The 26,489-nt window shown below is 60.6% G+C and carries 25 protein-coding genes and 1 pseudogene; 15 read left to right on the top strand and 11 right to left on the bottom strand.

What is annotated here, in order from left to right; translation table 11 throughout:
* Nucleotides 1-10: 10 nt before the first annotated feature.
* From hutI to ACP7A2_RS21640, 12 genes and pseudogenes are all read left to right on the top strand, one after another.
* Nucleotides 11-1,216, top strand: coding sequence for an imidazolonepropionase (gene hutI, locus ACP7A2_RS21695; protein ID WP_426135889.1), 1,206 nt, complete (start codon nt 11-13; stop codon nt 1,214-1,216).
* 11 nt (nt 1,217-1,227) lie between these two features.
* Nucleotides 1,228-2,028 (top strand): N-formylglutamate deformylase, encoded by an 801-nt coding sequence (hutG, locus tag ACP7A2_RS21690; RefSeq protein WP_426135888.1) that lies wholly within the window; start codon nt 1,228-1,230, stop codon nt 2,026-2,028.
* 215 nt (nt 2,029-2,243) lie between these two features.
* Nucleotides 2,244-3,179 (top strand): choline ABC transporter substrate-binding protein, encoded by a 936-nt coding sequence (locus tag ACP7A2_RS21685; protein ID WP_426135887.1) that lies wholly within the window; start codon nt 2,244-2,246, stop codon nt 3,177-3,179.
* Nucleotides 3,180-3,333: 154 nt separating this feature from the next.
* Nucleotides 3,334-4,263, top strand: coding sequence for an alpha/beta hydrolase (locus tag ACP7A2_RS21680; RefSeq protein ID WP_426135886.1), 930 nt, complete (start codon nt 3,334-3,336; stop codon nt 4,261-4,263).
* Nucleotides 4,264-4,366: 103 nt separating this feature from the next.
* Nucleotides 4,367-5,338: a prolyl aminopeptidase gene (gene pip, locus ACP7A2_RS21675; protein ID WP_426135885.1), complete on the top strand. Its 972-nt coding sequence runs from the start codon at nt 4,367-4,369 to the stop codon at nt 5,336-5,338.
* Entirely contained in the window at nt 5,335-5,772 is a 438-nt protein-coding gene (gene dtd, locus ACP7A2_RS21670; RefSeq protein ID WP_426135884.1) for a D-aminoacyl-tRNA deacylase, read from the top strand. The genes pip and dtd overlap by 4 nt, the downstream gene beginning before the upstream one ends.
* A 266-nt stretch (nt 5,773-6,038) precedes the next feature.
* The gene (locus tag ACP7A2_RS21665) at nt 6,039-7,823 is read left to right on the top strand and encodes a glucan biosynthesis protein (protein ID WP_426135883.1); all 1,785 of its coding nucleotides are present in this window, start codon (nt 6,039-6,041) and stop codon (nt 7,821-7,823) included.
* Nucleotides 7,816-10,388: pseudogene (gene mdoH / locus ACP7A2_RS21660) on the top strand (glucans biosynthesis glucosyltransferase MdoH); the annotation flags it as partial. The gene ACP7A2_RS21665 and the pseudogene mdoH, both read left to right, overlap by 8 nt.
* 184 nt (nt 10,389-10,572) lie before the next feature.
* Nucleotides 10,573-11,373 (top strand): transporter substrate-binding domain-containing protein, encoded by an 801-nt coding sequence (locus ACP7A2_RS21655; RefSeq protein WP_426135882.1) that lies wholly within the window; start codon nt 10,573-10,575, stop codon nt 11,371-11,373.
* A 220-nt stretch (nt 11,374-11,593) separates the two neighbouring features.
* Nucleotides 11,594-12,391 carry a transporter substrate-binding domain-containing protein gene (locus tag ACP7A2_RS21650; RefSeq protein ID WP_426135881.1) on the top strand — a complete coding sequence of 266 codons (798 nt, stop codon included), beginning with the start codon at nt 11,594-11,596 and terminating at the stop codon, nt 12,389-12,391.
* Between the two features lie 135 nt (nt 12,392-12,526).
* On the top strand, nt 12,527-13,486 hold the full coding sequence (locus tag ACP7A2_RS21645) for an amino acid ABC transporter permease (protein ID WP_426135880.1): 960 nt from the start codon (nt 12,527-12,529) through the stop codon (nt 13,484-13,486).
* Nucleotides 13,479-14,213 carry an amino acid ABC transporter ATP-binding protein gene (locus ACP7A2_RS21640; RefSeq protein WP_426135879.1) on the top strand — a complete coding sequence of 245 codons (735 nt, stop codon included), beginning with the start codon at nt 13,479-13,481 and terminating at the stop codon, nt 14,211-14,213. The genes ACP7A2_RS21645 and ACP7A2_RS21640 overlap by 8 nt, the downstream gene beginning before the upstream one ends.
* 107 nt (nt 14,214-14,320) lie before the next feature.
* Here the strand turns inward: ACP7A2_RS21640 and ACP7A2_RS21635 are convergent, their stop codons facing one another.
* The 11 genes from ACP7A2_RS21635 to ubiE form a co-directional block, all read right to left on the bottom strand.
* Nucleotides 14,321-16,228: a methyl-accepting chemotaxis protein gene (locus ACP7A2_RS21635; protein WP_426135878.1), complete on the bottom strand. Its 1,908-nt coding sequence runs from the start codon at nt 16,226-16,228 to the stop codon at nt 14,321-14,323.
* Nucleotides 16,229-16,363: 135 nt separating this feature from the next.
* A complete protein-coding gene (locus tag ACP7A2_RS21630) occupies nt 16,364-18,280 on the bottom strand; it encodes a methyl-accepting chemotaxis protein (protein ID WP_426135877.1) in 1,917 nt (638 codons plus the stop codon).
* Between the two features lie 202 nt (nt 18,281-18,482).
* The gene (locus tag ACP7A2_RS21625; protein ID WP_426135876.1) at nt 18,483-19,190 is read right to left on the bottom strand and encodes a 16S rRNA (uracil(1498)-N(3))-methyltransferase; all 708 of its coding nucleotides are present in this window, start codon (nt 19,188-19,190) and stop codon (nt 18,483-18,485) included.
* Nucleotides 19,187-19,978 carry a twin-arginine translocase subunit TatC gene (tatC, locus tag ACP7A2_RS21620; RefSeq protein ID WP_375066867.1) on the bottom strand — a complete coding sequence of 264 codons (792 nt, stop codon included), beginning with the start codon at nt 19,976-19,978 and terminating at the stop codon, nt 19,187-19,189. Before tatC ends, ACP7A2_RS21625 begins: the two co-directional genes overlap by 4 nt.
* Nucleotides 19,975-20,400 (bottom strand): Sec-independent protein translocase protein TatB, encoded by a 426-nt coding sequence (gene tatB, locus ACP7A2_RS21615; protein ID WP_426135875.1) that lies wholly within the window; start codon nt 20,398-20,400, stop codon nt 19,975-19,977. The genes tatC and tatB overlap by 4 nt, the downstream gene beginning before the upstream one ends.
* A 10-nt stretch (nt 20,401-20,410) precedes the next feature.
* The gene (locus ACP7A2_RS21610) at nt 20,411-20,689 is read right to left on the bottom strand and encodes a twin-arginine translocase TatA/TatE family subunit (protein ID WP_426135874.1); all 279 of its coding nucleotides are present in this window, start codon (nt 20,687-20,689) and stop codon (nt 20,411-20,413) included.
* A gap of 25 nt (nt 20,690-20,714) precedes the next feature.
* Complete coding sequence (locus ACP7A2_RS21605) at nt 20,715-21,047, bottom strand: phosphoribosyl-ATP diphosphatase (RefSeq protein WP_003209299.1); 333 nt, start codon at nt 21,045-21,047, stop codon at nt 20,715-20,717.
* Between the two features lies 1 nt (nt 21,048).
* Entirely contained in the window at nt 21,049-21,441 is a 393-nt protein-coding gene (gene hisI / locus ACP7A2_RS21600; RefSeq protein WP_348056095.1) for a phosphoribosyl-AMP cyclohydrolase, read from the bottom strand.
* A 41-nt stretch (nt 21,442-21,482) separates the two neighbouring features.
* Nucleotides 21,483-23,087 (bottom strand): ubiquinone biosynthesis regulatory protein kinase UbiB, encoded by a 1,605-nt coding sequence (gene ubiB, locus ACP7A2_RS21595; RefSeq protein ID WP_426135873.1) that lies wholly within the window; start codon nt 23,085-23,087, stop codon nt 21,483-21,485.
* Nucleotides 23,084-23,707 (bottom strand): ubiquinone biosynthesis accessory factor UbiJ, encoded by a 624-nt coding sequence (locus tag ACP7A2_RS21590; protein ID WP_426135872.1) that lies wholly within the window; start codon nt 23,705-23,707, stop codon nt 23,084-23,086. The genes ubiB and ACP7A2_RS21590 overlap by 4 nt, the downstream gene beginning before the upstream one ends.
* Nucleotides 23,707-24,477 carry a bifunctional demethylmenaquinone methyltransferase/2-methoxy-6-polyprenyl-1,4-benzoquinol methylase UbiE gene (gene ubiE, locus ACP7A2_RS21585; RefSeq protein WP_106577513.1) on the bottom strand — a complete coding sequence of 257 codons (771 nt, stop codon included), beginning with the start codon at nt 24,475-24,477 and terminating at the stop codon, nt 23,707-23,709. Before ubiE ends, ACP7A2_RS21590 begins: the two co-directional genes overlap by 1 nt.
* Before the next feature lie 144 nt (nt 24,478-24,621).
* Between ubiE and ACP7A2_RS21580 the strand changes: the two genes are divergently transcribed.
* The 3 genes from ACP7A2_RS21580 to ACP7A2_RS21570 all read left to right on the top strand — a co-directional run bounded on the left by ACP7A2_RS21580 (nt 24,622) and on the right by ACP7A2_RS21570 (nt 26,339).
* Nucleotides 24,622-24,897: a polyhydroxyalkanoic acid system family protein gene (locus ACP7A2_RS21580; RefSeq protein WP_348056089.1), complete on the top strand. Its 276-nt coding sequence runs from the start codon at nt 24,622-24,624 to the stop codon at nt 24,895-24,897.
* 104 nt (nt 24,898-25,001) lie between these two features.
* Nucleotides 25,002-25,424 carry a phasin family protein gene (locus tag ACP7A2_RS21575; RefSeq protein ID WP_426135871.1) on the top strand — a complete coding sequence of 141 codons (423 nt, stop codon included), beginning with the start codon at nt 25,002-25,004 and terminating at the stop codon, nt 25,422-25,424.
* 12 nt (nt 25,425-25,436) lie between these two features.
* Nucleotides 25,437-26,339 (top strand): phasin family protein, encoded by a 903-nt coding sequence (locus ACP7A2_RS21570; protein WP_426135870.1) that lies wholly within the window; start codon nt 25,437-25,439, stop codon nt 26,337-26,339.
* Nucleotides 26,340-26,489: the final 150 nt, after the last annotated feature.

The following is a 26,489-nucleotide window of genomic DNA, read 5'->3' as shown; positions in this document are numbered from 1 at the left end:
GGAGGCGTTGATGAAAACGCTTTGGCAACACTGCCACGTCGCAACCATGGCCCAGGGCAAATACTCGATCATCGAGGATGCCGCCATGGTCACCGCCGGTTCGCTCATTGAGTGGATCGGCCCTTTGGCGCAATTGCCCCAGGGTGACTATGCGCAGGTTCACGACCTGCAAGGCGCGTGGGTCACCCCCGGGCTGATCGACTGCCACACCCACACGGTGTTCGGTGGCAATCGCAGCGGCGAATTCGAGCAGCGCCTTGAAGGTGTGAGCTACGCCGAAATCGCCGCCAGGGGTGGCGGTATTGCCAGCACCGTGCGGGCGACTCGCGCCGCCACTGAAGATGAGCTGTTTGCCAGCGCGCACAAGCGCCTGCGCAGTTTGCTGCGCGACGGCGTGACCACGGTGGAGATCAAATCCGGCTACGGCCTGGACCTGGCGAACGAACGCAAGATGTTGCGGGTTGCGCGTCGTCTCGGCGAAGCGCTGCCGGTCAGCGTGCGCGCCACATGCCTGGCGGCGCACGCGTTGCCGCCGGAGTACAAGGACCGCGCCGATGACTACATCGAGCACATCTGCAGCGAAATGCTGCCGGCGTTGGCGGCAGAAGGGCTGGTGGACGCGGTGGATGCATTCTGCGAATACCTGGCGTTTTCCACCGAGCAGGTCGAGCGCGTGTTCAAGGTTGCCCAGCAACTCGGCCTGCCGGTGAAGCTGCACGCCGAGCAATTGTCGTCGCTGCACGGCTCCAGCCTGGCGGCGCGCTATCACGCGTTGTCGGCGGACCACCTGGAATTCATGACCGAAGAAGACGCCATCGCCATGGCCGCCTCCGGCACCGTCGCGGTGTTGTTGCCGGGCGCGTTCTACTTCCTGCGTGAAACCCAGTTGCCGCCGATGGAGGCCCTGCGCAAACACGGCGTGAAAATCGCCATTGCCAGCGACCTCAACCCCGGCACGTCACCGGCGTTGTCGGTGCGCCTGATGTTGAACATGGCCTGCACCCTGTTTCGCATGACGCCGGAAGAAGCCCTGGCCGGCGCCACGCAGCACGCGGCTACCGCGCTGGGCATGGGCGATACCCACGGCTCGCTGGAAGTGGGCAAGGTCGCCGACTTTGTCGCCTGGCAGATTGATCGCCCCGCCGACCTGGCCTACTGGTTGGGCGGCGAACTGGATAAACGCGTCGTGCGCCATGGCGTCGATGTCACCGTTTAAGGAGTACCGTTGTGGATAAGGTTCTGAACTTCAAGAAAGGCCGTGTGCCGCTGCTGATCAGCATGCCCCACGCGGGCCTGCGCCTGACGCCAGCCGTAGAGGCCGGGCTGATCCCCGAGGCGCAAAGCCTGCCGGACACCGACTGGCACATCCCCAGGTTGTATGACTTTGCCGAAGCGCTGGGTGCCAGCACCTTATCGGCGCAGTACTCGCGGTTTGTCATCGACCTGAACCGGCCGTCCGACGACACACCGTTGTACGTCGGCGCCACGACCGGGCTGTACCCGGCGACGCTGTTTGACGGCGTGCCATTGTTCCGCGAAGGCTTGGCGCCGTCTGAAGAAGAACGCGCGACCTACCTGCAAAAGATATGGGGGCCTTACCACCGCACGCTTCAGGAAGAACTGGCACGCCTCAAGGCCGAGTTCGGCTACGCGCTGCTGTTTGACGCGCACTCGATCCGTTCGGTGATCCCGCATCTGTTTGACGGCAAGCTGCCGGACTTCAACCTGGGCACCTTCAACGGGGCGGCCTGTGATCCCGAGCTGGCAGGCCAGCTCGAAGCCATTTGCGCCAGGCATCCGCAGTACACCCATGTGCTGAACGGGCGCTTCAAGGGCGGGCATATCACCCGTCACTACGGCAACCCGGCGCAGGATATTCATGCGGTGCAGCTGGAGTTGTGCCAGAGCGCGTATATGGAAGAGTTTGAACCGTTCCGCTATCGGCCGGACCTGGCTGAGCCGACGCAGGGGGTGTTGAAGCAGTTGCTGGAAGGGTTGCTGGCTTGGGGGCAGAAGCGTTACCGCTGAAATCGCTATCGCAGGCAAGCCAGCTCCCACCTTTGAATTGTGAACACCTTCAAGTGTGGGAGCTGGCTTGCCTGCGATGAGGGCCTCACCGTCGCCGCAGTGCAACTGCCGGTCGCCACAGGTCGTGTTAACAGGGTTCCTGCTCGGTAAGGTTGTGAGTACGGCGCGTCAGACGCCACTCCCCACAATAAAAGCTGCCGAGTGAGACCTCATCCATGAAACGACTGTTGTTGACCCTCACCTGCGCTGCGCTGATCAGCGCCAACGCCATGGCCGCCGATCCGGCCTCCTGCAAAACCGTGCGCATGGGGGTCGTCAGCTGGACCGACGTGATCGCCACCTCCGGCATGGCCGACGTGTTGCTCAAGGGCCTGGGCTACGACAGCAAACAAACCAGCGCCGTGCAGCAGATCATCTTCGCCGGCATCCGCGACAAACGCCTGGACATCTTCCTCGGCTACTGGAAACCGGCGATGGACAACAACATCGCACCGTTCCTCGCGGCGGGGCAGGTCAAGGTCCTCGACAAACCCGGCCTCGCCGACGCCCAGGCGACCCTGGCCGTGCCGCAATACGTGGCGGACGCTGGCCTGAAAACCTTCGCCGACATTGCGCGCTTCAAGGACCAATTGGGCGGCAAGATCTACGGCATTGAGCCCGGCAGCGGCGCCAACTCCGATATCCAGAAAATGATCGACACAAACCGCTTCGGCCTCGGCGGCTTCAAGCTGGTCGCCTCCGGTGAAGCGGGCATGCTCGCGGCGGTGCAGCGTGCGGTGAACCGCAAGGAGTTCGTGGTGTTTGTGGGCTGGACCCCGCACCCGATGAACATCAACATGAAAATGGCCTACCTCACCGGCAGTGAAGACGTGTTCGGCCCTGACGAAGGCCGCGCCACTGTGTCTACCGTCACCGCGCCGGACTTCGCCCAGCGTTGCCCGAATGCCAACCGGTTGCTGGAAAACCTGACCTTCACGGCGGCACAGGAAAGCCAGTTGATGGTGCCGATCATGGAGCGCCAGTCGCCGCAGGATGTGGCCAGGCAATGGTTGCGTGACCATCCCGAAGACTTGCAGCGCTGGCTGACAGGTGTGACGGCGTTTGATGGCAACGATGGCGTAGCGGCGGTGCAGGCCAGCCTCAAACCCTGAGCCTTCTCCGCCAGACCAAACACTAGAGAGCCATGTGGGAGCCGGGCTTGCCCGCGATGGCGGTGTGGCAGTCAATGGAACGGTGGCTGAAAAACCGCTATCGCAGGCAAGCCAGCTCCCACATTCAGGTTTTCATCGTTGGGGATAATTGCGCATGTACCCGATTTCTCCACAGCTTGCAGCCTTCGTCGCTAAAACCGAATCCTTCACCAGCGCCGACTCGTCGCTGGCGAGTTTGCGCCAAAGCTACGATCGCATGTGCCAAGCCTTCACCCCGCCAGTGCCGAAAGGGTTGGCGGTTTCCGACTTTCCCCTCGGCGGCGTCGGCGTGCGCAGTTACTTGCCCACCGCAGAGGCTCCGGCTGGAGGCTGGCCCTGCCTCCTTTATATGCACGGCGGCGGCTGGGTAGTCGGCGGCCTGGACTCCCACGACTTCATCTGCTTCGAACTCGCCAACACCCTGCAAGTGCTGGTGATTGCTATCGACTATCGCCTGGCCCCCGAACATCCGTTCCCCGCCGCGTATGAAGATTGCCGCGCGGTCTGGCAGGCGATCCAGGCGGGGGAGGGGCCGCATGCCATAAACCCGCAACGCCTGGCCGTGATCGGCGACAGTGCGGGTGGCAATCTGGCGGCGGCTTTGTGCATGGGCCTGCGCGATGACGGCCAGCCGTTACCCCGAGCCCAGGTGCTGATTTACCCCGGATTGGGCGGCCCGGCCGATTTGCCATCGCGTCGAGACTGCATGGACGCGCCACTGCTCAGCACCGCCGACACTGACTGTTACCTGGCGCTCTACCTGCGCGGCACGCGCCACCCGTCACCCTTTGCCACGCCGCTGCTGGCCCGGGATTTCAGCGGTTTACCCAAAGCGCTGATCGCGGTGGCCCAGTTCGACCCTCTGCGTGACGACGGCATGCTCTACGCCGAGCGCCTGCGCGAGGCCGGTGTTCAGACGCTGTTGTACCCGGGCAAGGGCCTCGTCCACGGCTGTTTGCGCGCGCGCGGCCAGGTGCGGGAAGTGGACGTGCTGTACGACGCCGTGCTGGATTACCTGAAGCGCGAAGGGCTGACACAGGTCTAAGTGCTCAAGGACATGCTCATTGCACAATTCGGGTTTATGATGCCAAACGGCAGAATAATAGACGTCCCCTCAGGGATGAACCCGACACCCTACGGAGCGCGCAATGCAGACTTGGTACCCGCAGATCAAACCCTACGCCCGGCACGATCTGGCAGTCGATGACATCCATACGCTGTATGTCGATGAAAGTGGCTCCCCCGAAGGCTTGCCTGTTGTCTTCATCCACGGAGGCCCGGGCGCCGGTTGCGACGCCAACAGCCGCTGCTATTTCGACCCGAATCTATACCGCATTGTTACTTTTGATCAGCGTGGCTGCGGCCGCTCTACCCCGCGCGCCAACCTGGAAAACAACACCACCTGGGACTTGGTCGCCGACCTGGAGCGCATTCGCGAGCACCTGGGCATCGACAAATGGGTGCTGTTTGGCGGTTCCTGGGGCTCGACCCTGGCGCTGGCCTACGCGCAAACCCATCCCGAGCGTGTGCATGGCTTGATCGTGCGTGGCATTTTCCTGGCCCGCCCCCAAGACATTCAGTGGTTCTACCAGGCCGGCGCCAGCCGTATGTTCCCGGATTACTGGCAGGACTACCTGGCGCCGATCCCACAGGACGAACGCCACGACCTGCTCACGGCCTACCACAAACGCCTCACCGGCAACGACCAGATTGCCCAGATGCACGCCGCCAAGGCGTGGTCCACCTGGGAAGGTCGCATGCTGAGCCTGTGCCCGAACCCGCAGCAGATCGAGCGCTTCGCCGAGCCGCAGCGTGCGCTGTCGATTGCACGTATCGAGTGTCACTACTTCACCAACAACTCCTTCCTGGAACCTGACCAGCTGATTCGCGACATGCACAAGATCGCCCATCTGCCTGGCGTAATCATTCATGGCCGCTACGATATGATCTGCCCGCTGGACAACGCCTGGGAGCTGCATCAGGCGTGGCCCAACAGTGAACTCCAGGTGATCCGTGAGGCTGGCCATGCTGCGTCCGAGCCGGGTATCACCGACGCACTGGTACGTGCGACCGGCGAGATGGCACGGCGCCTGCTTGATCTGCCACCTGAAGAAGCATGAAGGGCCTGTTGCAACGGGTGCGTGGCGCCCGGGTGGAAGTGGCCGGCGAAATTGTCGGGGCAATCGATCAGGGTTTGCTGGTGCTGGTGGCCGTCGAACCTGAGGATACGCCGCAGAGTGCCGACAAACTGTTGCACAAGCTGCTTAACTATCGGGTGTTCAGCGACGACGAGGGCAAGATGAACCTGTCCTTGAAGGACATCGGCGGCGGTTTGCTGCTGGTGTCGCAGTTTACCCTGGCGGCGGATACCAAAAGCGGGTTACGGCCCAGCTTCTCCAAAGCGGCCCCTCCGGCCCTTGGTGCAGCGCTTTTTGATCACTTGCTGTTACAAGCGCAACAATTGCATGGCAAGGTAGCTTCAGGGCGTTTTGGCGCGGATATGCAGGTGCATCTGGTCAATGATGGCCCTGTGACATTCCTCTTACAGACATGAATGTATTAAAAACGACTTTAATGCCCAAAAACGCAGGGTTTCGCTACAAATACTTCGCTGCCCCTGATGCGTTGTTTCGCGGGCTACTAGATAATCGCGCGCTATGGGGATCAGCGTTGTTTGGTCCATTTTTGACTTAGGTAGAGACTTGTCCGACGTCCATTGGGGAATCATTTTGACCCAAAGGAGTCGGAACAATGCTCGCCAACCTGGCATATAGATAGCTGGCCGTTGGTTTTATGATCTGTTTTCGGCGAGGGTTGCTCGTGATTGTTAGTCCCTGTAATGCACCAAAATTGTCAGCCAAACGGTTACGAAACGCACTGGTAACGGGCTCGGCCCTGTTTTGCCTGTTCGGCGCGAGTCAACTGTGGGCATTCAGTCTGGATGATGTGTCGGCCAAGGCTAAAGAGCTTGCCGGGCAGAAATACGAAGCGCCGCGCAGCAATTTGCCCAACGAATTTCGTGAAATGAAATTCGCCGACTATCAAAAGATTCGTTTCCGCAACGAAAAAGCCGAGTGGGCTGACCAGAACACCCCATTCAAGCTGTCCTTCTATCACCAGGGTATGCATTTCGATACACCGGTGAAAATCAACGAAGTGACCGCCGACAACGTCAGCGAAATCAAATACGACCCGACGCGGTTCGATTTCGGCGACGTCAAGTTTGATCCCAAAGCCACTGAGCAACTGGGTTATGCCGGTTTCCGTGTGCTTTACCCGATCAACAAAGACGACAAGCAAGACGAAATCATGACCATGCTCGGCGCGAGCTACTTCCGCGTCGTCGGCAAAGGCCAGGCTTATGGCTTGTCCGCCCGTGGCATGGCGATCGACACTGCCTTGCCGTCCGGCGAAGAATTCCCGCGTTTCACCGAATTCTGGATCGAGCGTCCGAAGCCGGGTGAAAAACAGCTGGTGATCTATGCCCTGCTGGATTCGCCACGGGCTACCGGCGCGTATCGCCTGACCCTGCGCCCTGGCACCGACACCATTGTCGACGTCAAATCGCAGATGTACCTGCGCGACAAGGTCACCAAGCTGGGCGTTGCTCCGCTGACCAGCATGTACCTGTTCGGCGCGAACCAGCCGTCGAAGGTGCTCAACTACCGTCGTGAGCTGCACGATTCCAGCGGTCTGTCGATCCATGCCGGTAACGGTGAGTGGATCTGGCGCCCTCTGAACAACCCTAAACACCTGTCGGTCAGCAACTTCAGCGTCGAAAACCCGCGTGGTTTCGGCCTGCTGCAACGGGGTCGCGATTTCAGCCATTACGAAGACCTCGACGACAACTACGACAAGCGCCCAAGCGCCTGGATCGAGCCTGAAGGTGATTGGGGCAAGGGTTCCGTGGACCTCGTAGAGATCCCGACCGCCGATGAAACCAACGACAACATCGTTGCGTTCTGGAGCCCGGCCGAGCTGCCGGAAGTCGGCAAGCCGCTGGACGTGTCCTACCGCCTGCACTGGACCATGGACGAAAAAGCCCTGCACCCGGCCGACAGCGCCTGGGTCAAGCAGACCCTGCGCTCTACGGGTGACGTGAAACAGTCCAACCTGATTCGTCAGCCTGATGGCAGCGTGGCGTACCTGGTGGACTTCGAAGGCCCGTCCCTCAAAGCCCTGCCGCCAGATGCCCCGGTTCGCAGCGAAGTCAGCGTTGGCGACAACGCCGAAATCGTTGAAAACAGCGTGCGTTACAACGAGCACACCCAAGGCTGGCGTTTGACCCTGCGCATGAAGATTAAAGACGCAGGCAAGCCGACCGAGATGCGTGCAGCCCTGGTTCAGGATATTCCGCAGGCTGAGCCCGAGAAGGCTTCGACCCAGGTGCTCAAGGCTGACAAGCTGCTGGCCAAGCAACACGAGAAGCAGGCCAAGAAAGACGCAAAAGAGGCGAAAGACGTTAAAGACGCCAAAGATGCGAAAGACAAGGAAGCCAAGCAGCCAGAAGCTGCTCCTGCTACGCCACTCTCTACTCCGGAACCGACCAAGACTGAAAAAGTCCTGACCGAGACCTGGAGCTATCAGTTGCCTGCCGATGAGTAATTCTCAAGCCATGCCAGAGACTCTGTCCGAGTATCTGGCGCATCTCCCGATGACTGCCGAGCAGCGCGCCGAGCTGGCGGGCTGCACGTCCTTCAGTGAACTGCACCAGCGTTTGTCGTCTGCAACCTTCGACGCACCGACCGACGCTGCCCAAGCGTCGGTTGGCCGCCGGCTGACCCTTAATTCCGCCGAAGAGCTGCAAGACGCGGAAATGCTGGCACTCGACGCCAACGGCCGGGTTTGCCTGAAGGCCACGCCGCCGATCCGCCGTACCCGTGTGGTGCCAGAGCCTTGGCGTACCAACATTCTGGTGCGCGGTTGGCGCCGGATGACCGGTCGTAGCAACCCTCCGGCCCCGCCGAAAGATGAGCGCGTATTGCCGGCCGCGCGCTGGCGTACCGTGGGTTCGATCCGTCGTTACATTTTGCTGGTGCTGATGCTCGGCCAGACCATTGTGGCTGGCTGGTACATGAAAGGCATCATGCCGTACCAGGGCTGGTCACTGGTTTCGTTCGACGAAATCCGCAACCAGACCCTGCTGCAAACCGCTATGCAGGTACTGCCTTACGCCTTGCAAACCAGCATCCTGATCATGTTCGGGATCTTGTTCTGCTGGGTCTCGGCGGGTTTCTGGACCGCGCTGATGGGCTTCCTCGAACTGCTGACCGGCCACGATAAATACCGGATCTCCGGTAAAAGTGCCGGTGACGAGCCGATTCCGAAAGATGCCCGCACCGCGCTGGTGATGCCGATCTGCAACGAAGACGTGCCCCGGGTATTTGCCGGTCTGCGCGCTACCTTTGAATCGGTGGCGGCCACGGGCGACCTGGACCGCTTCGATTTCTTCGTGCTCAGCGACAGTAACGAAGCCGACATCTGCATCGCCGAACAGCAAGCCTGGCTCGACGTGTGCCGCGAAGCCGGTGGCTTTGGCAAAATCTTCTATCGCCGTCGTCGCCGTCGCGTTAAACGCAAAAGCGGCAACCTCGACGACTTCTGCCGTCGCTGGGGCGGTGACTACAAGTACATGGTGGTGCTCGACGCCGACAGCGTGATGAGCGGCGAATGCCTGACCAGCCTGGTGCGCTTGATGGAAGCGACGCCGGATGCCGGGATTATCCAGACCGCGCCGCGTGCGTCGGGCATGGACACCTTGTATGCGCGCATGCAGCAGTTCGCCACTCGCGTGTACGGCCCGCTGTTTACGGCCGGCCTGCACTTCTGGCAGCTGGGTGAATCCCACTACTGGGGTCACAACGCGATCATCCGTATGAAGCCGTTCATCGAGCACTGCGCCCTGGCGCCGTTGCCCGGTAAAGGCGCGTTCGCCGGTTCGATTCTGTCCCACGACTTCGTTGAAGCAGCGCTGATGCGCCGTGCCGGCTGGGGCGTGTGGATTGCCTACGACCTGCCGGGCAGCTATGAAGAACTGCCGCCGAACCTGCTGGACGAACTCAAGCGTGACCGTCGCTGGTGCCACGGTAACCTGATGAACTTCCGCCTGTTCCTCGTTAAAGGCATGCACCCGGTGCACCGCGCGGTGTTCCTGACCGGCGTGATGTCGTACTTGTCGGCCCCGTTGTGGTTCCTGTTCCTGGTGCTGTCGACGGCCTTGCTGGCGGTCAATACGCTGATGGAGCCGCAGTACTTCATGGCGCCACGCCAGTTGTACCCGTTGTGGCCACAATGGCATCCGGACAAGGCGGTGGCGCTGTTTTCCACCACCATCGTGCTGCTGTTCCTGCCTAAGCTGCTCAGTATCATTCTGATCTGGTTCAAGGGCGCGAAAGAGTTCGGCGGCAAGTTCAAGGTGACCTTGTCGATGCTGCTGGAGATGCTGTTCTCCATGCTGCTGGCGCCGGTGCGGATGATTTTCCACACCCGTTTCGTACTCGCCGCGTTCCTCGGCTGGGCTGCGACCTGGAACTCGCCGCAACGTGACGACGACTCCACGCCATGGAGCGAGGCGGTCAAACGCCACGGTCCGCAAACCCTGCTCGGCTTCCTGTGGGCCTTGCTGGTGGTGTGGTTGAACCCGAGTTTCCTGTGGTGGCTGGTCCCGATTGTCGGTTCGCTGATGCTGTCGATTCCGGTGTCGGTAATTTCCAGCCGGGTCAAGCTGGGTCTTAAGTCCCGCGACGAGAGCCTGTTCCTGATTCCCGAGGAATACAATCCGCCGCAAGCGCTGCTGTCGACTGAGAAGTACACCCACGAAAACCGTTGGCACGCCCTGAATGACGGGTTTGTGCGGTCGGTGGTCGACCCGCAGCAGAACGCCCTGGCCTGCGCCTTGGCGACCTCGCGTCACCGTGAGGCGGAGCCGATTGAGCACCTGCGCCTTGAGCGTGTGCGTCATGCGTTGAAAGTCGGCCCTGCCGGCCTCAACAACGGCGAACGCGTGGCCTTGCTCAGCGACCCGGTCGCCCTGGCTCGCCTGCATGAGCAGGTCTGGAGCGAAGGCCACGCCGAGTGGCTCGGCGCTTGGCGTGCATCGATCAAGGCTGATCCGCACGCGCCATTGCTGCCGCTGCAACCGCTGTCGTCCCAGGCCCAACCGGCCTGATTCAGACACCCCCGAGGGGCTCACCTCGGGGGTGTTCGAAGCGCTGGTCCTACAGCGTTTCACGCCTATTCTTTTTATTCCTAACACCTTGTTATTTCGAAACAAAAGACCTTTGTTCGAGGCGTACTGCCGTGCCTGTGGCTGGGGTAGCATCGCCCCCCAGATTTGATGTGCCACGGGGGATTCATGATCAACAGGTATTGTTTGGCGCTGGTGCTCGGCGCTGTCGCATCGGTTTACACAGGCATGGTCGGCGCTGGCGCCCTCGACGATGCCGTGCGCCGTGGCGTGCTCAAAGTCGGCACCACGCCCACCTACGTTCCCTTTGAAATGACCGATAAAAAGGGCCGCATCGTCGGCTTTGAAATTGACCTGCTTCAAGCGATGAGCCGTGCCCTGGGCGTGGAGCTTGAACTGGTCTCGGTGCCGTATACCGACTTGCTGTCGGGGTTGATGGCGAAGAGGTTTGATTTGATCGGCAGCGGCATGACGGTCACTCAGGAACGCAACCTCAAGCTGAATTTCAGCGACTCCTTTATCGTCGTGGGGCAAACCGTGCTCCTGCATCCCAGCCTGGCCGGGAAGGTGTCAGGTATCGAAGACCTCGATGAAGCCGGTTACAGAATCGTCGCCACTGAGGGCACCACCGGGGAAGCCGCCGCGCAACGATTTTTGGGGGCGGCGCGGTTAACCAGTTTCGCCACCTCCGAAGAAGCCGTGCGCCAGGTGGTGGAGGGCAAGGCCGACGCCTTTATTCATGATGCGCCCTACAACCTGATCGCGATGGCCAAGCCGCAGAACAGTACGTTGCTGGCGCTGGAGCAACCCTTCACGTTTGAGCCCCTGGCGTTCGGCCTGAAAAAAGGCGATTACGACAGCCTCAACTGGATCAATCATTTTCTCAATCAAGTCGCCCAGGATGGCACCTACGATCGTTTGCACGACAAGTGGTTCAAGGACACTGCCTGGATGGCGGAGATCGACTGAAAGTCATAACTGCTTACACATCAATGGATTGGAAAACGTCCGCGCTGACGTGTCTACCGCCTGTGCTTGATTGCACCGTTGTGGGGCTTTTCCGACATGCGTCGATAACAATTACCCGTGAAACCTTTGTGACGGCAGGCGAGTGGGGTAGGATCGCTCCCCGAATTGGTGCAGCCCTTTTGCGCGCCGACTTTACAAGAATCGTTCAGGGGACTTGATGATGAAAAAGTATCTTTCGATGCTGCTGCTCGGCGTCAGCGCGCTGGTTGCCGCCACTACGGCCCAGGCCGGCGCCATCGACGATGCGGTCCAGCGCGGCTCGCTTAAAGTCGGCATGGACCCGACTTACATGCCGTTCGAAATGACAGACAAACGCGGTGAAATCATCGGTTTCGAAGTCGACATCCTCAAGGCGCTGGCCAAGTCCATGGGCGTCAAGCTGGAGCTGGTATCCACCGGCTACGACGGCATCATTCCGGCCTTCCTGACCGGCAAGTTCGACATGATCGGCAGCGGCATGACCCTGACCCAGGAACGCAACCTGCGCCTGAACTTCAGCGAACCCTTCATCGTGGTGGGCCAGACCCTGCTGATTCGCAAGGACCTGGAAGGCACCATCAAGTCTTACAAAGACCTGAACGACGAGAAATACCGCCTGACCTCCAAGCTCGGCACCACCGGTGAGATGGTCGCCAAAAAGCTGATCTCCAAAGCCAAGTACCACGGCTATGACAACGAGCAGGAAGGCGTGCTGGACGTGGTCAATGGCAAGGCGGATGCCTTTGTGTATGACGCGCCGTACAACGTGGTCGCCGAGAAAAAAGTCGGCAACGGCAAGCTGGTGTTCCTCGACCAACCCTTCACGTTTGAGCCTTTGGCGTTCGGCCTGAAAAAAGGCGATTACGACAGCCTCAACTACATCAACAACTTCCTGCACCAGATCCGCAACGATGGCACCTACGATCGCATCCATGACAAGTGGTTCAAGAGCTCCGAGTGGCTCAAGGACATGGAATAAGGCTGGCTGAATACCGAGTCGCTCCCATCGCAGGCAAGCCAGCTCCCACCTTTTGATCTGTACGCACAGTCAAATGTGGGAGCTGGCTTGCCTGCGATGCCGGCCTGACAGGCGACATCAATCCCGGAAAGTGAAATGAAACCGAAAAAAGCCCAATGGCCCTGGCACCTGCTGACCGTGGTCGTGCTGGTCGGCCTGGCCGGCGCGTTGTACTACGCCACTTCGCTGATGTCCTACGAATGGCGCTGGAATCGTGTGCCGCAGTACTTCGCCTATCAGGCTGAAGAGTCCCAGCGCGCGGCCGACATCTCCACCGTGGTGGAGCTGGTGCGCAAAGGCGATATCGCCGAAGTCACCCTGCGTAATGACGCTGGCGCCGAGCAAAAACTCACCGTTGCCGACAACAGCCTGCAAGTGTCGCGCGGTGATGATGTGGCCGAAGGCGACGTGGTCGGTGTAACCCGCCATTGGGCGCTGGGCCCGCTGATGTGGGGGTTGTGGACCACCGTGTGGCTGTCGGTCATCTCGGGGGTTCTGGGGCTGGCGATTGGTTTGGCGACGGGTTTGTGCCGGCTGTCGAACAACCCAACCCTGCGCGATTTGTCGACGATCTACGTCGAGCTGGTACGCGGTACGCCGCTGCTGGTGCAGATTTTCATTTTCTACTTCTTCATCGGCACGGTGCTCAACCTGTCGCGGGAGTTCGCTGGCATCGCTGCGCTGTCGCTGTTCACCGGCGCGTATGTGGCGGAAATCGTTCGCGCCGGTGTGCAGTCAATCACCCGTGGCCAGAACGAAGCGGCGCGCTCTTTGGGTTTGAGTGCCAGCCAGTCAATGCGCCACGTAGTACTGCCGCAGGCTTTCAAGCGCGTGCTGCCGCCGTTGGCCGGGCAATTTATCAGCCTGGTCAAAGACACCTCGCTGGTCTCGGTGATCGCGATCACCGAACTGCTCAAAAGCGGCCGCGAAGTGATCACCACCTCGTTCTCGCCGTTTGAAATCCTGTTCTGTGTGGCAGGCCTGTACCTGCTGATCAACCTGCCGCTGTCGAAAATGGCCAGCCGGCTTGAGCGGAGGCTCGCGCAAAGTGATTGAAGTCCGCGATCTGGTAAAAGTCTTCGACACCCGTGGCCACCTGGTGCGCGCGGTGGACCACGTGACCACGCAAGTCGCCAGGGGCGAGGTGCTGGTGGTGATCGGCCCGTCGGGTTCCGGTAAATCCACCTTCCTGCGCTGCCTTAACGGCCTGGAAGAATTCGATTCGGGCTCGGTGAGCATCGACGGCCTGCAACTGGCCGACCCCAAGACCGACGTGAACGCCTACCGGCGCGAAGTGGGCATGGTGTTCCAGCACTTCAACCTGTTCCCGCACATGACCGTGCTGGAAAACCTGTGCCTGGCGCAAAAAGTGGTGCGCAAGCGTGGTAAGAAAGAGCGTGAGGCCAAGGCCCTGGCGCTGCTGGAGAAGGTTGGTATTGCGCAAAAGGCCAACGAATTCCCCTCACGACTTTCTGGTGGTCAACAACAACGGGTGGCGATTGCCCGCGCGTTGGCCATGGAACCCAAGGTGATGCTGTTTGATGAGCCCACCTCGGCCCTCGACCCGGAGATGGTCGGTGAAGTGCTGGATGTGATGAAGACCCTGGCCCTGGAAGGCATGACCATGGTCTGCGTCACCCACGAAATGGGCTTCGCCCGCGAAGTGGCAGACCGCGTGCTGTTCTTCGATCACGGCAAGCTGCTCGAAGACGCCTCCCCGGCTGAGTTCTTCGACGCGCCCAAAGACCCTCGAGCCCAAGCCTTCCTGCGTCAGGTGCTGTAAACCTGCCTGTTGTGGCGAGCGAGCTTGTTGTGGAAGGCGCGCTTGTTGTGGCGAGCGAGCAAACCCGCCCGCCCCCACAAACAAGCCCCGCGCAAGTCCTGTCAGACTCAAAGCCTGAACTTGCCCACCAGCCCCTGCAAATCCAGGCTCAACTTGGTCAACTGCACGCTGGCCGCTGCGGTTTCCTCGCTGGCGGCCGCTGTCTGCTCCGTCACATCGCGTACCTTCAACACACTGCGATTGATCTCCTCCGCCACGGCGCTTTGCTCCTCGGCAGCGGCAGCGATCTGCGGGTTCAGTTCCTGGATGACCGACACCGTGCGGGTAATCGCCGCCAGTGCTTCACCGGCATCACGGGTCAGTTCAACGCTGGTTTGGGTCTGGTTGCGGCTGCTGTCCACGATGTCTGCCACCTGTTGGGTGCCCGTGTGAAGGCTGAGAATCAGCTCTTCGATTTCTTCTGCCGAGGCCTGCGTACGCTGGGCCAGGCTGCGCACCTCATCGGCGACGACGGCAAAACCTCGGCCGGCACTGCCAGCCCGCGCGGCTTCGATGGCGGCGTTGAGCGCCAGCAAGTTGGTCTGCTCGGACACTGATTTGATCACGTCCAGTACGCTGCCGATCTTTTGGCTCTGGTGCTGCAACGCCAGCATGGCCTGGCTGGAGCGCCCCATTTCATGGGCCAGATGGCCGATGTGCTCAACCGCCCGTGTGACCACCTGTTCACCCATGCTCGCCTGTTGGTCCGCCTCGTTGGCGGCCACGGACGCCTGTTCCGCGTGACGCGCCACCTCTTGCGCGGTCGCGAGCATTTCATTCATGGCCGTGGCGACCTGGTCGGTTTCGTCTTTCTGGTTATTGACTCCGGCGCGGTTCTGCTCGGTCACGGCCGATAACTGCGTCGCGGCGCTGGCGATTTGCCGGGCGCTGTTGCCAATGCCGCCGATCAGGCCTCGCAGGTTTCGGGTCATTTTTCCGATGCTCTGCTGCAGTTGGCCCAGTTCATCGTGACGGTCCACCGTCGGGCTTTCACTCAGATCACCCTCAGCAATGCGGTTGGCAGCCACCAGCGCTTGGCGCAACGGCGTGGCGATCTGCCTGGCCAGCCACCACGCTGCCAGAGAGCCCAGCAACAACGCGATGCCTGTGACGCTGATCAGCAGCGTGCGGGTGTGCTCCGCCCCTCTGTCGAGTTTGAAGTTCTGGGCCTGGCTCACCCGTTCACTGTGGTCGAGCAAGGTGTTGAGTTGCTGCTCAAAGCGGTTCTGCGCGGTTTCAGTGGTGACCTGAGCGTCTTTGAGCTTGATCACCAGCGCGCGATAGTCCGCCAGGTCTTTTTGAAGCCTGGTGGAGTCCGCGGGCAACGTCGTCACAGCGGCTTCGGCGATGTCCAGGGCGTCGAGCGTTTTGCCGATCGTCTCGGCATAGGCTTGCGACGACTCGGCGGCCCACGCGGGGCTTTGGGCGCGATCCTCGGACTGCTTCATGGCCTGGCGCAGGTTCTTGATGGCGTCGAGTGCGCGCGGATCCTGTCGGTCCGGCAGGGTACTGGCCAGTTGCGCGAGGGTGTCGCTGGCCTGCAGGGCGGCGTCATGCAGGACAGGGCGGATGCTCTCGCGTTGCTCGGTCAAGGGCGGCAATGCCACGAGAGCGGCCTTGAACTCCACCACCAGTTGCTGCGCATCGCTCAGGCGTTGCAGGTCAATCGGGTCGATCACGTGGCTGGACAAGTAGCTGAGGCGGCCGTCGAGTTTTTCGATCTGCAGCTCCATTTTGCCCAGGCTGGCCGTGTCGGTCAGGGTGCGATACACGATGCGGTCGGCACGCATTGCTTCGGCGACAGCCGTCAATTCGCCGAGGACAGTCAAGTTGCTTGAGCGGAACAGGGCGGTATTTAAAGCCTGCCAGCCGGTCACCGCAATGATGAGGCTGAGGATCAGCACTTGGCCAAAACCCAGGGCGAGCTTGACGCGGACGCTGGCATTGGCCAGCAAACAGGGCAGCCGGGAAAACATGTTGGCACTCCAAATCAGATAAACACGTGGTGAGACGCTAGATCGATTTGGAGTCGTAGTGTGCTGGTAATTGCGTAGGAAGTTTCACAAATTGCGGTGCACGGCGGCCTCGATAGGCCGCCGTGTAGAGGTGGTTCAGACGCGGAAGCGCCCGACCAGGGTTTGCAAATAAACCCCCAGACGTGCCAGCTCCGCACTGGAGGCGGCGGTTTCCTCAGTGGCCGAGGAGGTCTGTTCCGACACATCACGTACATTCAGAACGCTGCGGTTGATCTCTTCGGCCACGGCGCTTTGTTGCTCGGCGGCGGTAGCGATCTGCGAGTTCATCGCCTGGATGGTCGAGACCGTACGAGTGATGTTGCCCAGCGCCGCACCGGCGCGGCGGGTCAGTTCGACGCTGCTCTCGGTGAGGCCACGGCTGTTGTCCATGATGGTCGCCACCTGCTGGGTGCCGCTTTGCAGGCCGACGATCAGCTCTTCGATCTCTTCGGTGGACTTTTGGGTGCGCTGGGCCAGGCTGCGCACTTCATCGGCCACCACCGCAAAACCACGCCCGGCTTCCCCGGCGCGTGCCGCTTCGATGGCCGCGTTAAGCGCCAACAGGTTGGTTTGCTGGGCCACGGATTTGATCACATCGAGCACACTGCCAATCTTGTCGCTTTCACGCTTGAGGTGGCCCATGGCTTCGGTGGAATTGCCGACCTCGGTGGCCAGGCGTTCGATGTGGGCGATGGCTTCGCCGACGACCTTGTCGCCTTCGCGGGCCTGCTGGTCAGCGGCCACAGCGGCTTCGGAAGCTTCCTCGGCGTTGCGCGCCACTTCTTGCACGGTGGCAGCCATTTCATTCATGGCGGTGGCCACCTGGTCGGTCTCGACTTTCTGGCTGTTGACCCCGGCGCTGGTCTGTTCGGTCACGGCCGACAGTTGCTCGGCGGCGCTGGCGATCTGGGTGACGCCGTCGCTGATGCCGCCGATCAGCTCGCGCAGGCCCACGGTCATGCTTTGCATGGCGCGTTGCAGTTGGCCCAACTCGTCTTTGCGCGTGGAATCGAGGTTCTGGCTCAGGTCACCGGAGGCCACACGCTCGGCGACTTTGAGGGCCTGATTCATCGGGATGACGATCTGGCGGGTGATGGCCCAGGCGGCGAAGATGCCGAAGATCAGCGCCAGCACAGCCGCGAGCAACAACAGCTGCCTGGCCTGTGCCGCTTCGTGATCGCGCACCACCGTCTGGGATATCGTCAATTTGTCGCTGTGGCCCAGCAGGATGTCGCCCTGTGCAGCGGTGTCTTTCAGGGCCGCCGCCATAGCCACTTGCGAATCGCGGTACTGGCTCACAGCCTCGCGGTAGGCTTGCAGCGAGGTGCTGGCCTCTTGCAGGTTTGCCTGGTACTGCTCTGGCAGCTGGCCTTGCAGTTCGGTGATTTTCTTCAGCGCGTTGTCGATGGCATCCAGTGCGGGCTGCTCGGCTTCAGGCTTGCCGCTGTAGGTGTAGCCGCGCACCTGGAAGCGCGCTTGCTGAATCAGCTTGCTCAGGTCGACCACGCTGTTGAACTGGGTGACGCTCTCACCTTGCAGCAGCGTTTTTTCGATTTGGCTTATCTTGGCCACCGCGTTGTCGGCGGTTTCGCCAAGCTTGCCGCGTGCGCCTTCACGTTTCAGGCCAGCCAGAACCATGGCGCCGAAAGCCTTTTTGTATTGGCCTAAAGCGTCGAGCTGCTGTTCTACCAGGGCCTTGTCGTTGGGTTGCTCAATGAGGTTGCCGGCGGTTTTCAGGCCGCTGTCGAGTTTCGCGATCAGGTCGTTGACCGCGCCAGTGCCTTGTTCACCCCGGCGCATTTCGAAATCCAGGCGCGCCAGTCGCAGGTCTTTGGTCAGGCCGTTGAGGCTGGAGATAAAGCCGAGCTTATCGCCGCGACTGGTCACGTCGTCGAGCCCCTTCCAACCAGTGAAAGTGATCAATAGCGTCAGGATCAATACCAGGCCAAAGCCAAGGCTCAGCTTGCGATTGACGCTCACATTCCCCAGTTTTTCGGCTAACAGACGATTCATGCTGCAATCTCCCTTGGAACAAGGCTTGGACTTATTCAAAGGCTATCGGCAACACAGGAAGATTCTGTAGCCAAGCAGATCCACTGTGGGAGCTGGCTTGCCTGCGATGGCATCAACCGGGTTCGCCTGAGATACTGAGGTGTCTGCATCGCAGGCAAGCCAGCTCCCACACAAGCTGGCTCCCACAGGGTTTGGCGTGGTGTCAGAACAGGCGGGCGAGCAGGGCGGTGACGGCGGTTTCGACGCGCAGAATTCGTGCGCCCAGCTGTACCGGTTGCAGGCCGGCCTTTGTCAGCAAATCCACTTCGTAGGGAATCCAGCCACCTTCCGGGCCGATAGCCAGGGTCACCGGCGTCTCCAGCCCGCGCGGGCAGGGCGGGTAATCGCCGGGGTGGCCGATCAAACCCAGGGTGCCTTCGGTCATGGCCGGCAGGCGGTCTTCGACGAAGGGCTTGAAGCGCTTTTCGATGATGATCTCGGGCAGCACGGTGTCGCGCGCCTGTTCCAGGCCGAGGATCAATTGCTCGCGCACGGCTTCAGGTTCCAGGAATGGCGTTTGCCAGAAGCTTTTTTCCACCCGGTAACTGTTGAGCAGCACCACTTTCGGCACGCCCATGGCCGCCACGGTTTGCAGCACCCGGCGCAGCATTTTCGGGCGCGGCAGGGCCAGCAGCAGGGTCAGGGGCAATTTGGCTGGCGGTGGCTGGTCGAAGCCGACCTGCAGTTCGGCTTCACCGGGTTCCAGGCGCAGCAGGTGCGCCTTGCCCATCAGCCCGCCGACTCGCCCGACGCGCAGGCTGTCGCCGACGGCTGCGCGGTGGACGTCCTGCATGTGCACCAGGCGCCGATCACGCAGGATCACCCGGTCGGGCGCGATAAAATCGGCCTCTTCAAGCAGCAGCAGGTTCACGGCTGGGTCGCAGGCGGCTGGTCGTCGTCGGCGGTTTGGTCATCCGGGTGTTCGCCACGCTTGCTGATCAAACCGCTGAACAGAATGCCGATCTCGAACAGCATCCACATCGGCACGGCCAGCAGCGTCTGGGAGAAGATGTCCGGCGGCGTCAGAATCATGCCGACCACAAAGCAGCCGATGATGACGTACGGGCGTATTTTCTTCAGGTATTTGACGTCGACCACGCCGATCCACACCAGCAGCACCACGGCCACCGGAATTTCGAAGGCCACGCCGAAGGCAAAAAACAGGGTCATCACGAAGTCGAGGTAACTGGTGATGTCGGTCATCATTTCCACGCCGGCCGGGGTGGCGGCAGCGAAGAACTTGAAGATCAACGGGAACACCAGGAAGTAGGCGAACGCCATGCCGGTGTAGAACAACAGGATGCTCGATACCAGCAATGGCACGGCGATGCGCTTCTCATGCTTGTACAGGCCCGGTGCAATAAAGCCCCAGATCTGATGCAGGATCACCGGGATCGCCAGGAACAGCGACACCATCATGGTCAGCTTCAACGGCGTGAGGAACGGTGACGACACATCGGTGGCGATCATCGTCGCGCCCGCCGGCAAATACTGGCGCAGGGGCGTAGAGACGAAGGTGTAGATCTGCTGGGTAAAGGCGAACAACCCGGCAAAGATGATGAAGATTGCCGCTACGCAGCGCAGCAGGCGGGTACGCAGCTCGGTGAGGTGCGAGACCAGCGGCATGTGCTGGTCGGTTTCCGGTTTATCAGCGCTCATGGGGCTCGCGGCGGCAATGTAGGGTCATGGGGCGCGGGCGACGCAACGGGCGTCGGCGCATGCTCTGTCGGGGCGGGAGCGGGCGGGGTGTGTTCCACCGCCGGTGCGGCTTCGGCCACGGGGGTTGGCGCAATGCTGTGTTCAGCCACCGGCTGGACCGGTTTGGCCGACTCATTCACCGGGTTCAGAATGTTCCGCGCTTCCTGCTCCAACGACAAAATATGTTCGTTGTGCAGTTGCCGGCGGATCTCGTCAGCGCCGATTTCCCGTTCAACTTCCTGTTTGATGGCGTTGAAACTGCGTTTCAGGCGCCCGATCCATAGGCCGGCCGTGCGTGCGGCACCGGGCAGGCGTTCCGGCCCCAGCACCAGTAAGGCAACAAGGCCGACGAGGAGCAGTTCAGAGAAGCTGATACCAAACATTAGTCAGTGCTCACAAGTCTTTGCGGGTCGGCTCTTCGACTTTCTCAGCCTGTACGTCGAAGGTACGACGTTCGGTGATTGGCTGGGTGGCCTGCGGATGCACAGGCTGGACCGGCGGCACCGGATTGACCACCGGGTCGGCAGGCTTTTCATCGTCGTTCATGGCTTTGCGAAAGCCCTTGATCGACTCGCCCACATCGGTGCCCAGGTTTTTGAGTTTCTTGGTGCCGAACACCAGTACTACCACCACCAGAATGACGATCCAGTGTTTCCAGTCAAAAATGCCCATGCTGCAATTCCTCTGTGAAAGTTATTCAGGCGGACGGGCGCGAGGCCTTTTCGGCATGCCCGGACAAGCCGAAGCGACGGTCCAGTTCATCCAGCACTGCCTGTGGATGCTGCCCCAGTTGGGCGAGCATGACCAGACTGTGGAACCACAAATCGGCGGTTTCGTAGATCACATCGCTGCAGTCGCCGCTGATCTGCGCGTCCTTGGCGGCGATGATGGTCTCGACGGATTCTTCGCCGAGCTTTTCCAGAATCTTGTTCAAGCCCTTGTGGTACAGGCTGGCGACATACGAGCTGTCGGCGTCCGCGCCTTTGCGGTCTTCCAGCACCTGGGCCACACGGTTCAGGGTATCGCTCATATCAGTGTCCTGCCGAGTAGATGGCGTGCGGGTCTTTGAGCACCGGCTCGACGACTTTCCATGCGCCGTTCTCGAACACGCGATAGAAGCAGCTGTGACGGCCAGTGTGGCAGGCGATGTCGCCGATTTGCTCGACCATCAGGATTACCACGTCGGCGTCGCAGTCGATGCGCATCTCGTGCAGGGTTTGCACGTGCCCGGACTCTTCGCCCTTGCGCCACAGTTTGCCACGCGAGCGTGACCAGTAGATGGCGCGCTGCTCAGCGGCAGTCAGGCTCAAGGCCTCGCGGTTCATCCAGGCCATCATCAACACACGCCCGGTTTTGTAGTCCTGGGCAATGGCTGGCACCAGGCCGTCACTGTCCCACTTGATCTCGTCCAGCCAGTCTTTCATGTTCCGCTCCGGCAATTTGCGACAGTGTATAACCGGATTGGCTATCGACGCACGATCAGATAAAGGCCCACGGCGACCATGATACCGGCCGGCCAGTGGCCCAGTTGATTCAACGGCCCGCCGATCGCCAGCATTACGCCGCCCACCAGGTGCGCGGCGCCCAGCAGGCGCAGGAACCAGTCGTCCCTGCGCTTCTGCCACGGCGGCGCGGGGTCTTTGGCGTGGGGCTGGGACATGCGCTCCAGCAGGTCGCGGGTCATGTTGGCCAGGTGCGGCAACTGTTCCATTTGGCTGTGCAGGTTGCCCAGCATGGTTTTCGGGCTCATCCGCTCGCGCATCCAGCGTTCCAGAAACGGCTGGGCGGTGTTCCACAGGTCCAGGTCCGGGTACAGCTGGCGGCCCAAACCTTCGATGTTCAGCAAGGTTTTTTGCAGCAATACCAGCTGCGGCTGCACTTCCATATTGAAGCGGCGCGCGGTCTGGAACAGGCGCATCAGCACCTGGCCGAATGAAATATCCTTTAACGGTTTTTCAAAGATCGGCTCGCACACGGTGCGGATCGCCGCTTCGAATTCGTTAAGTTTGGTTTCCGCCGGCACCCAGCCCGAATCGATGTGCAATTGCGCCACGCGGCGGTAGTCGCGCTTGAAAAAGGCAAACAGGTTACGCGCCAGGTAGTCCTGGTCTTCCGGGGTCAGGCTGCCGACGATGCCGCAGTCGATCGCGATGTACTGCGGGCTCCACGGGTTGACGGTGCTGACGAAGATGTTGCCCGGGTGCATGTCGGCATGGAAGAAGCTGTCGCGGAACACCTGGGTGAAGAAAATCTCCACGCCGCGCTCGGCGAGCATTTTCATGTCGGTGCGCTGGTCGGCCAGGGTGGCGAGGTCAGTGACCTGCACGCCGTAGATGCGCTCCATCACCAACACTTTCGGGCGGCACCAGTCCCAATACACCTGCGGCACGTACAGCAGCTGCGAGCCTTCGAAGTTGCGCTTGAGCTGGCTGGAGTTGGCAGCTTCGCGCAGCAGGTCGAGTTCGTCGTAGATGGTTTTTTCGTAATCGGCGACCACATCAACCGGGTGCAGCAGGCGCGCATCGGCGCTGAAGCGTTCGGCCGCGCGGGCAAGGATGAACAGCCACGCCAGGTCCTGGCCGATGATCGGCTTGAGGCCGGGGCGAATCACTTTCACCACCACTTCTTCGCCGGTCTTCAACTGCGCCGCGTGCACCTGGGCGACCGAGGCCGAGGCCAGCGGGTCGACGTCGAAGCGGCTGAACACCTCGCTGATTTTCTTGCCCAGTTGCTCTTCGATCAGCTTCATCGACTGCTGCGAGTCGAACGGCGGTACGCGGTCCTGCAACAGCATCAGCTCGTCGGCAATGTCCTCCGGCAGCAAGTCGCGGCGCGTGGAGAGAATTTGCCCGAACTTGATAAAGATCGGCCCCAGATCCTGCAACGCCAGGCGCAGGCGCGCGCCACGGGTGAGTTCCAGCTGTTTGCGCGGGAACCAGCGCCACGGCAGCACGTAGCGCACCGCCAGCAGGAACCACGGCAGCGGCAGGGCAAACAGCAGGTCATCGAGGCGGTAGCGGATTACCACGCGCTGGATACGAAACAAACGGCGGACGGCGAGCAGCTTCATGCGTTATCGCTTGGATCAAGGGAACGGCTCAGGCGCTCGAAGCGTGCCTCAAGGCGTTCCAGGTCGATTTTGGCCTTGTCGAGTTCACGAAAGCGCGCTTGCGCTTCGCGTTCTCCGACCAGGGTGCGCGATTCTTCGCTCAGGTATTCGGCGAGGTTCTGGTTGAGGCTGGCAAACCCCTGCTGGTACCAGCGCGAGCGGCTGCGCAGGTGCCCGCTGATCAACTGGGTGGCCACGGGGCCGATCCAGCGCGACAGCTCGTATTCCCAGTCCAGCTCCAGGTCTTGCAACACGGCGGCCAGGTCCATCAGCGCCGCGCTGTCGCCTTCCAGCTCCACATCGGCACTGTGCAGGATGGCGGTCTTGTTGCGGCTTACCGCCAGGTGCAACAGGCTCGAAGCCGGCGCACGCAGGGTGCAGTCGGCTTCGGCCGCCCAGTCGGTGGCGAGCAGCAGGCCTTCATCACTCGGCAGGATAAACAGCTGCAAGGCAGGGCTGCGGCAGTCGACGGCAATCACCTTGCCGTTCAAGTGCGCGAGCCGCGCCATGGCGGTGCTGTCCAGGCGCAGTACACGGTTGAGGCCGTGTTCAACGCTGGCGAGAAGACCCTTGAGCAGCATCAGGGCTTGATGCCACGGTGCAGGGCGACGATACCGGAGGTCATGTTGTGGTAGGTCACGCGGTCGAAACCGGCGTCTACCATCATCGACTTCAGGGTTTCCTGGTCGGGGTGCATGCGGATCGATTCGGCCAGGTAGCGATAGCTCTCGGCGTCATTGGTGATCAGCTTGCCCATCAATGGCATGAAGGCGAACGAGTAGGTGTCGTAGACCTTGGACATCAGCGCGTTGGTCGGCTTGGAAAATTCCAGCACCAACAAGCGGCCACCCGGCTTGAGCACGCGCAGCATCGAGCGGATCGCGTCTTCCTTGTGGGTCACGTTGCGCAAGCCGAAGGCGATGGTCACGCAGTCGAAATGGTTGTCGGGGAACGGCAGCTTTTCAGCGTCGGCCTGGACGAATTCGATATTGCCGGCCACGCCTTTATCCAGCAGGCGGTCGCGACCGACCTTGAGCATCGAGCCATTGATATCAGCCAGCACCACCTGGCCGGTAGGGCCAACGAGCTTGGAGAACTTGGCTGCCAGGTCGCCCGTGCCGCCAGCGATGTCGAGCACGCGGTTGCCGGTGCGTACGCCCGACAACTCGATGGTGAAGCGCTTCCACAGGCGGTGCATGCCGCCTGAAAGCACGTCGTTCATCAAGTCGTACTTGGCGGCGACGGAGTGGAACACCTCAGCGACTTTTTCCGCTTTCTGGCTTTCCGGAACGTTCTTGAAGCCGAAGTGAGTGGTGGGTTCGGCATCGCTGCCTTTGCGCTGATCAGTCATATCGCTGTCACCAAAAGAGAATGCGGGACATGATAATCCCCACGACCCTCTTTGTCTTGGCAAGGCTGAAGGTAAGATAGGCGGTCACCGAGACCTTTTGCCGCATGGCGGGTGTTCCAGTCGTTATAAAAAGGAGTCATAGCAATGGCCCGTATTACCGTTGAACGTGCACATTCCCTGGGTAAAGAAGGCGCGCGGGCGAAGGCCGAGAAGTTGGCGAGCAAACTCAAGGAGCAATATGGCCTGGAGCCGTCGTGGTCCGGCGATACCTTGAACCTCAAGCGTTCGGGGGTAAAAGGCACTGTATTAGTCGCCGATGATTCACTGCGCATTGATGTGGAACTCGGCCTGTTGATGTCGGCCATGAGTGGCACCATCAAATCCGAAATCGAGAAAGCCCTGGATAAGGCGCTGGCCTGATTCGCGAGTTCTTAGGGTGCCGATTCTAATTTTTCACCCTACTTTGTGCCCACGCCCTCAACTCTGCGGGCCGTTCCCCCACCCTGTTTTGCGTGAGGTGCACCATGGCCAAAGTTATTTTGAAGAAAAAAATCGACGTTCAGTCCACCGCCCTGAGTGACGTTAGAAGCTATGCCCGCAAGATCTGGCTGGCAGGGCTTGGCGCCTATGCCAAGGTCGGCAGTGAAGGCAGCGAGTACTTCAAAGAGCTTGTGAAGAGTGGTCAACATGTTGAAAGCAAAGGCAAAAAAGTTGTGGTTGAACAACTTGATGCTGCCAACAGTCAGATTGACCAAGTAAAGAGTAATGTCTCGAGCGTCAAAGGTGTGGTTGAACTTCAACTGGATAAAGTTGAAAACGCTTTTGACGCGCGTATTGCCAGTGCCTTGAATCGGATCGGCATTGCGTCTAAACATGACGTTGAGACACTCTCTGCTAAGCTCGAAGAGCTGACGACATTGCTAGAACGTGTCGCGCGTAAACACTAAGGAGACATCGGGATGGCTGTTAAAAAGACTACTCAGAAAGAAGGCAGCTCGTGGGTCGGGGAAGTTGAAAAATATTCCCGTAAGATCTGGCTTGCTGGTTTAGGCGTGTACTCGAAGGTTAGCAGTGACGGCGGCAAATACTTCGAGACCCTGGTCAAGGACGGTGAAAAAGCCGAGAAGTTGACCAAAACCACGGTTGGTAAAAAAGTTGAAGCGGCCAAGGCAACTGCCGGTTCTGCCAAGTCGAGCATTTCTGACACGTGGGGCAAGTTGGAAGAAACATTCGACAAACGCCTCAACAGTGCCATTTCGCGACTGGGCGTGCCGAGCAAGGCAGAGCTGAAGACGCTGCACAGCAAGGTCGACACTCTGACCAAGCAAATTGAAAAACTCACCGGCGCTAAAGTGGCCCCGGCTAAAACAGCAGCGGCCAAACCTGCTGCCAAGCCAGCCGCTAAAACCGCTGCTGCCAAACCGGCTGCCAAAACCGCAGCCAAGCCTCTGGTTAAAGCCGCCGCCAAACCGGCTGCAAAACCCGCGGCCAAAGCTCCAGCCAAAGCGGCTGCAAAACCTGCCGCCAAGCCTGCTGCGAAAACTGCAGCGGCAAAACCAGCCGCCAAGCCTGCCGCGAAACCCGTGGCCGCTAAAACTGCTGCCAAGCCTGCTGCAAAATCAGCGGCCAAACCAGCGGCTAAAACCGCTGCCGCGAAACCTGCTGCCAAGCCAGCCGCCAAACCGGCTGCGGCGAAAAAGCCTGCGGCTGCCAAGAAGCCGGCTGCTCCAAAGGCAGCTGCCGCCAAGCCTGCAACCCCTGCGCCAAGCGCTTCGACAGCCAACTCGGTGTCCGCACCCAGCCACGCTGCTACCACCCCGACTGCAACGCCGGTAACCCCGACGTCCTCCAGTCAGTCCTGATTTTTTCAGGGCGTAAAAAAATGCCCGGCCTGCGAAGGTCGGGCATTTTTTATGGAGGTCTCATAAACACTGCACCTCCAATGTGGGAGCGGGCTTGCTCGCGAATGCGGTGCGTCAGTCAACCTATCTGGTACTGACACACCGTATTCG

This window comes from Pseudomonas sp. PWP3-1b2, assembly GCF_049896045.1.
Classification (GTDB): Bacteria; Pseudomonadota; Gammaproteobacteria; order Pseudomonadales; family Pseudomonadaceae; genus Aquipseudomonas; species Aquipseudomonas antarctica_B.
This window is presented reverse-complemented; position numbering and strand designations above follow the sequence as displayed.

Coding starts and splice junctions, on each gene's coding strand:
- ACP7A2_RS21570 (WP_426135870.1), top strand. CDS start 25,437: ATGGCTGTTAAAAAGACTACTCAGAAAGAAGGCAGCTCGTGGGTCGGG.
- ACP7A2_RS21645 (WP_426135880.1), top strand. CDS start 12,527: ATGAAACCGAAAAAAGCCCAATGGCCCTGGCACCTGCTGACCGTGGTC.
- ACP7A2_RS21575 (WP_426135871.1), top strand. CDS start 25,002: ATGGCCAAAGTTATTTTGAAGAAAAAAATCGACGTTCAGTCCACCGCC.
- dtd (WP_426135884.1), top strand. CDS start 5,335: ATGAAGGGCCTGTTGCAACGGGTGCGTGGCGCCCGGGTGGAAGTGGCC.
- pip (WP_426135885.1), top strand. CDS start 4,367: ATGCAGACTTGGTACCCGCAGATCAAACCCTACGCCCGGCACGATCTG.
- tatB (WP_426135875.1), bottom strand. CDS start 20,400: ATGTTTGGTATCAGCTTCTCTGAACTGCTCCTCGTCGGCCTTGTTGCC.
- ACP7A2_RS21635 (WP_426135878.1), bottom strand. CDS start 16,228: ATGTTTTCCCGGCTGCCCTGTTTGCTGGCCAATGCCAGCGTCCGCGTC.
- ACP7A2_RS21630 (WP_426135877.1), bottom strand. CDS start 18,280: ATGAATCGTCTGTTAGCCGAAAAACTGGGGAATGTGAGCGTCAATCGC.
- ubiB (WP_426135873.1), bottom strand. CDS start 23,087: ATGAAGCTGCTCGCCGTCCGCCGTTTGTTTCGTATCCAGCGCGTGGTA.
- hisI (WP_348056095.1), bottom strand. CDS start 21,441: ATGAAAGACTGGCTGGACGAGATCAAGTGGGACAGTGACGGCCTGGTG.
- ACP7A2_RS21655 (WP_426135882.1), top strand. CDS start 10,573: ATGATCAACAGGTATTGTTTGGCGCTGGTGCTCGGCGCTGTCGCATCG.
- ubiE (WP_106577513.1), bottom strand. CDS start 24,477: ATGACTGATCAGCGCAAAGGCAGCGATGCCGAACCCACCACTCACTTC.
- ACP7A2_RS21610 (WP_426135874.1), bottom strand. CDS start 20,689: ATGGGCATTTTTGACTGGAAACACTGGATCGTCATTCTGGTGGTGGTA.
- ACP7A2_RS21590 (WP_426135872.1), bottom strand. CDS start 23,707: ATGCTGCTCAAGGGTCTTCTCGCCAGCGTTGAACACGGCCTCAACCGT.
- tatC (WP_375066867.1), bottom strand. CDS start 19,978: ATGAGCGCTGATAAACCGGAAACCGACCAGCACATGCCGCTGGTCTCG.
- ACP7A2_RS21685 (WP_426135887.1), top strand. CDS start 2,244: ATGAAACGACTGTTGTTGACCCTCACCTGCGCTGCGCTGATCAGCGCC.
- ACP7A2_RS21580 (WP_348056089.1), top strand. CDS start 24,622: ATGGCCCGTATTACCGTTGAACGTGCACATTCCCTGGGTAAAGAAGGC.
- ACP7A2_RS21605 (WP_003209299.1), bottom strand. CDS start 21,047: ATGAGCGATACCCTGAACCGTGTGGCCCAGGTGCTGGAAGACCGCAAA.
- ACP7A2_RS21650 (WP_426135881.1), top strand. CDS start 11,594: ATGAAAAAGTATCTTTCGATGCTGCTGCTCGGCGTCAGCGCGCTGGTT.
- hutI (WP_426135889.1), top strand. CDS start 11: ATGAAAACGCTTTGGCAACACTGCCACGTCGCAACCATGGCCCAGGGC.
- ACP7A2_RS21680 (WP_426135886.1), top strand. CDS start 3,334: ATGTACCCGATTTCTCCACAGCTTGCAGCCTTCGTCGCTAAAACCGAA.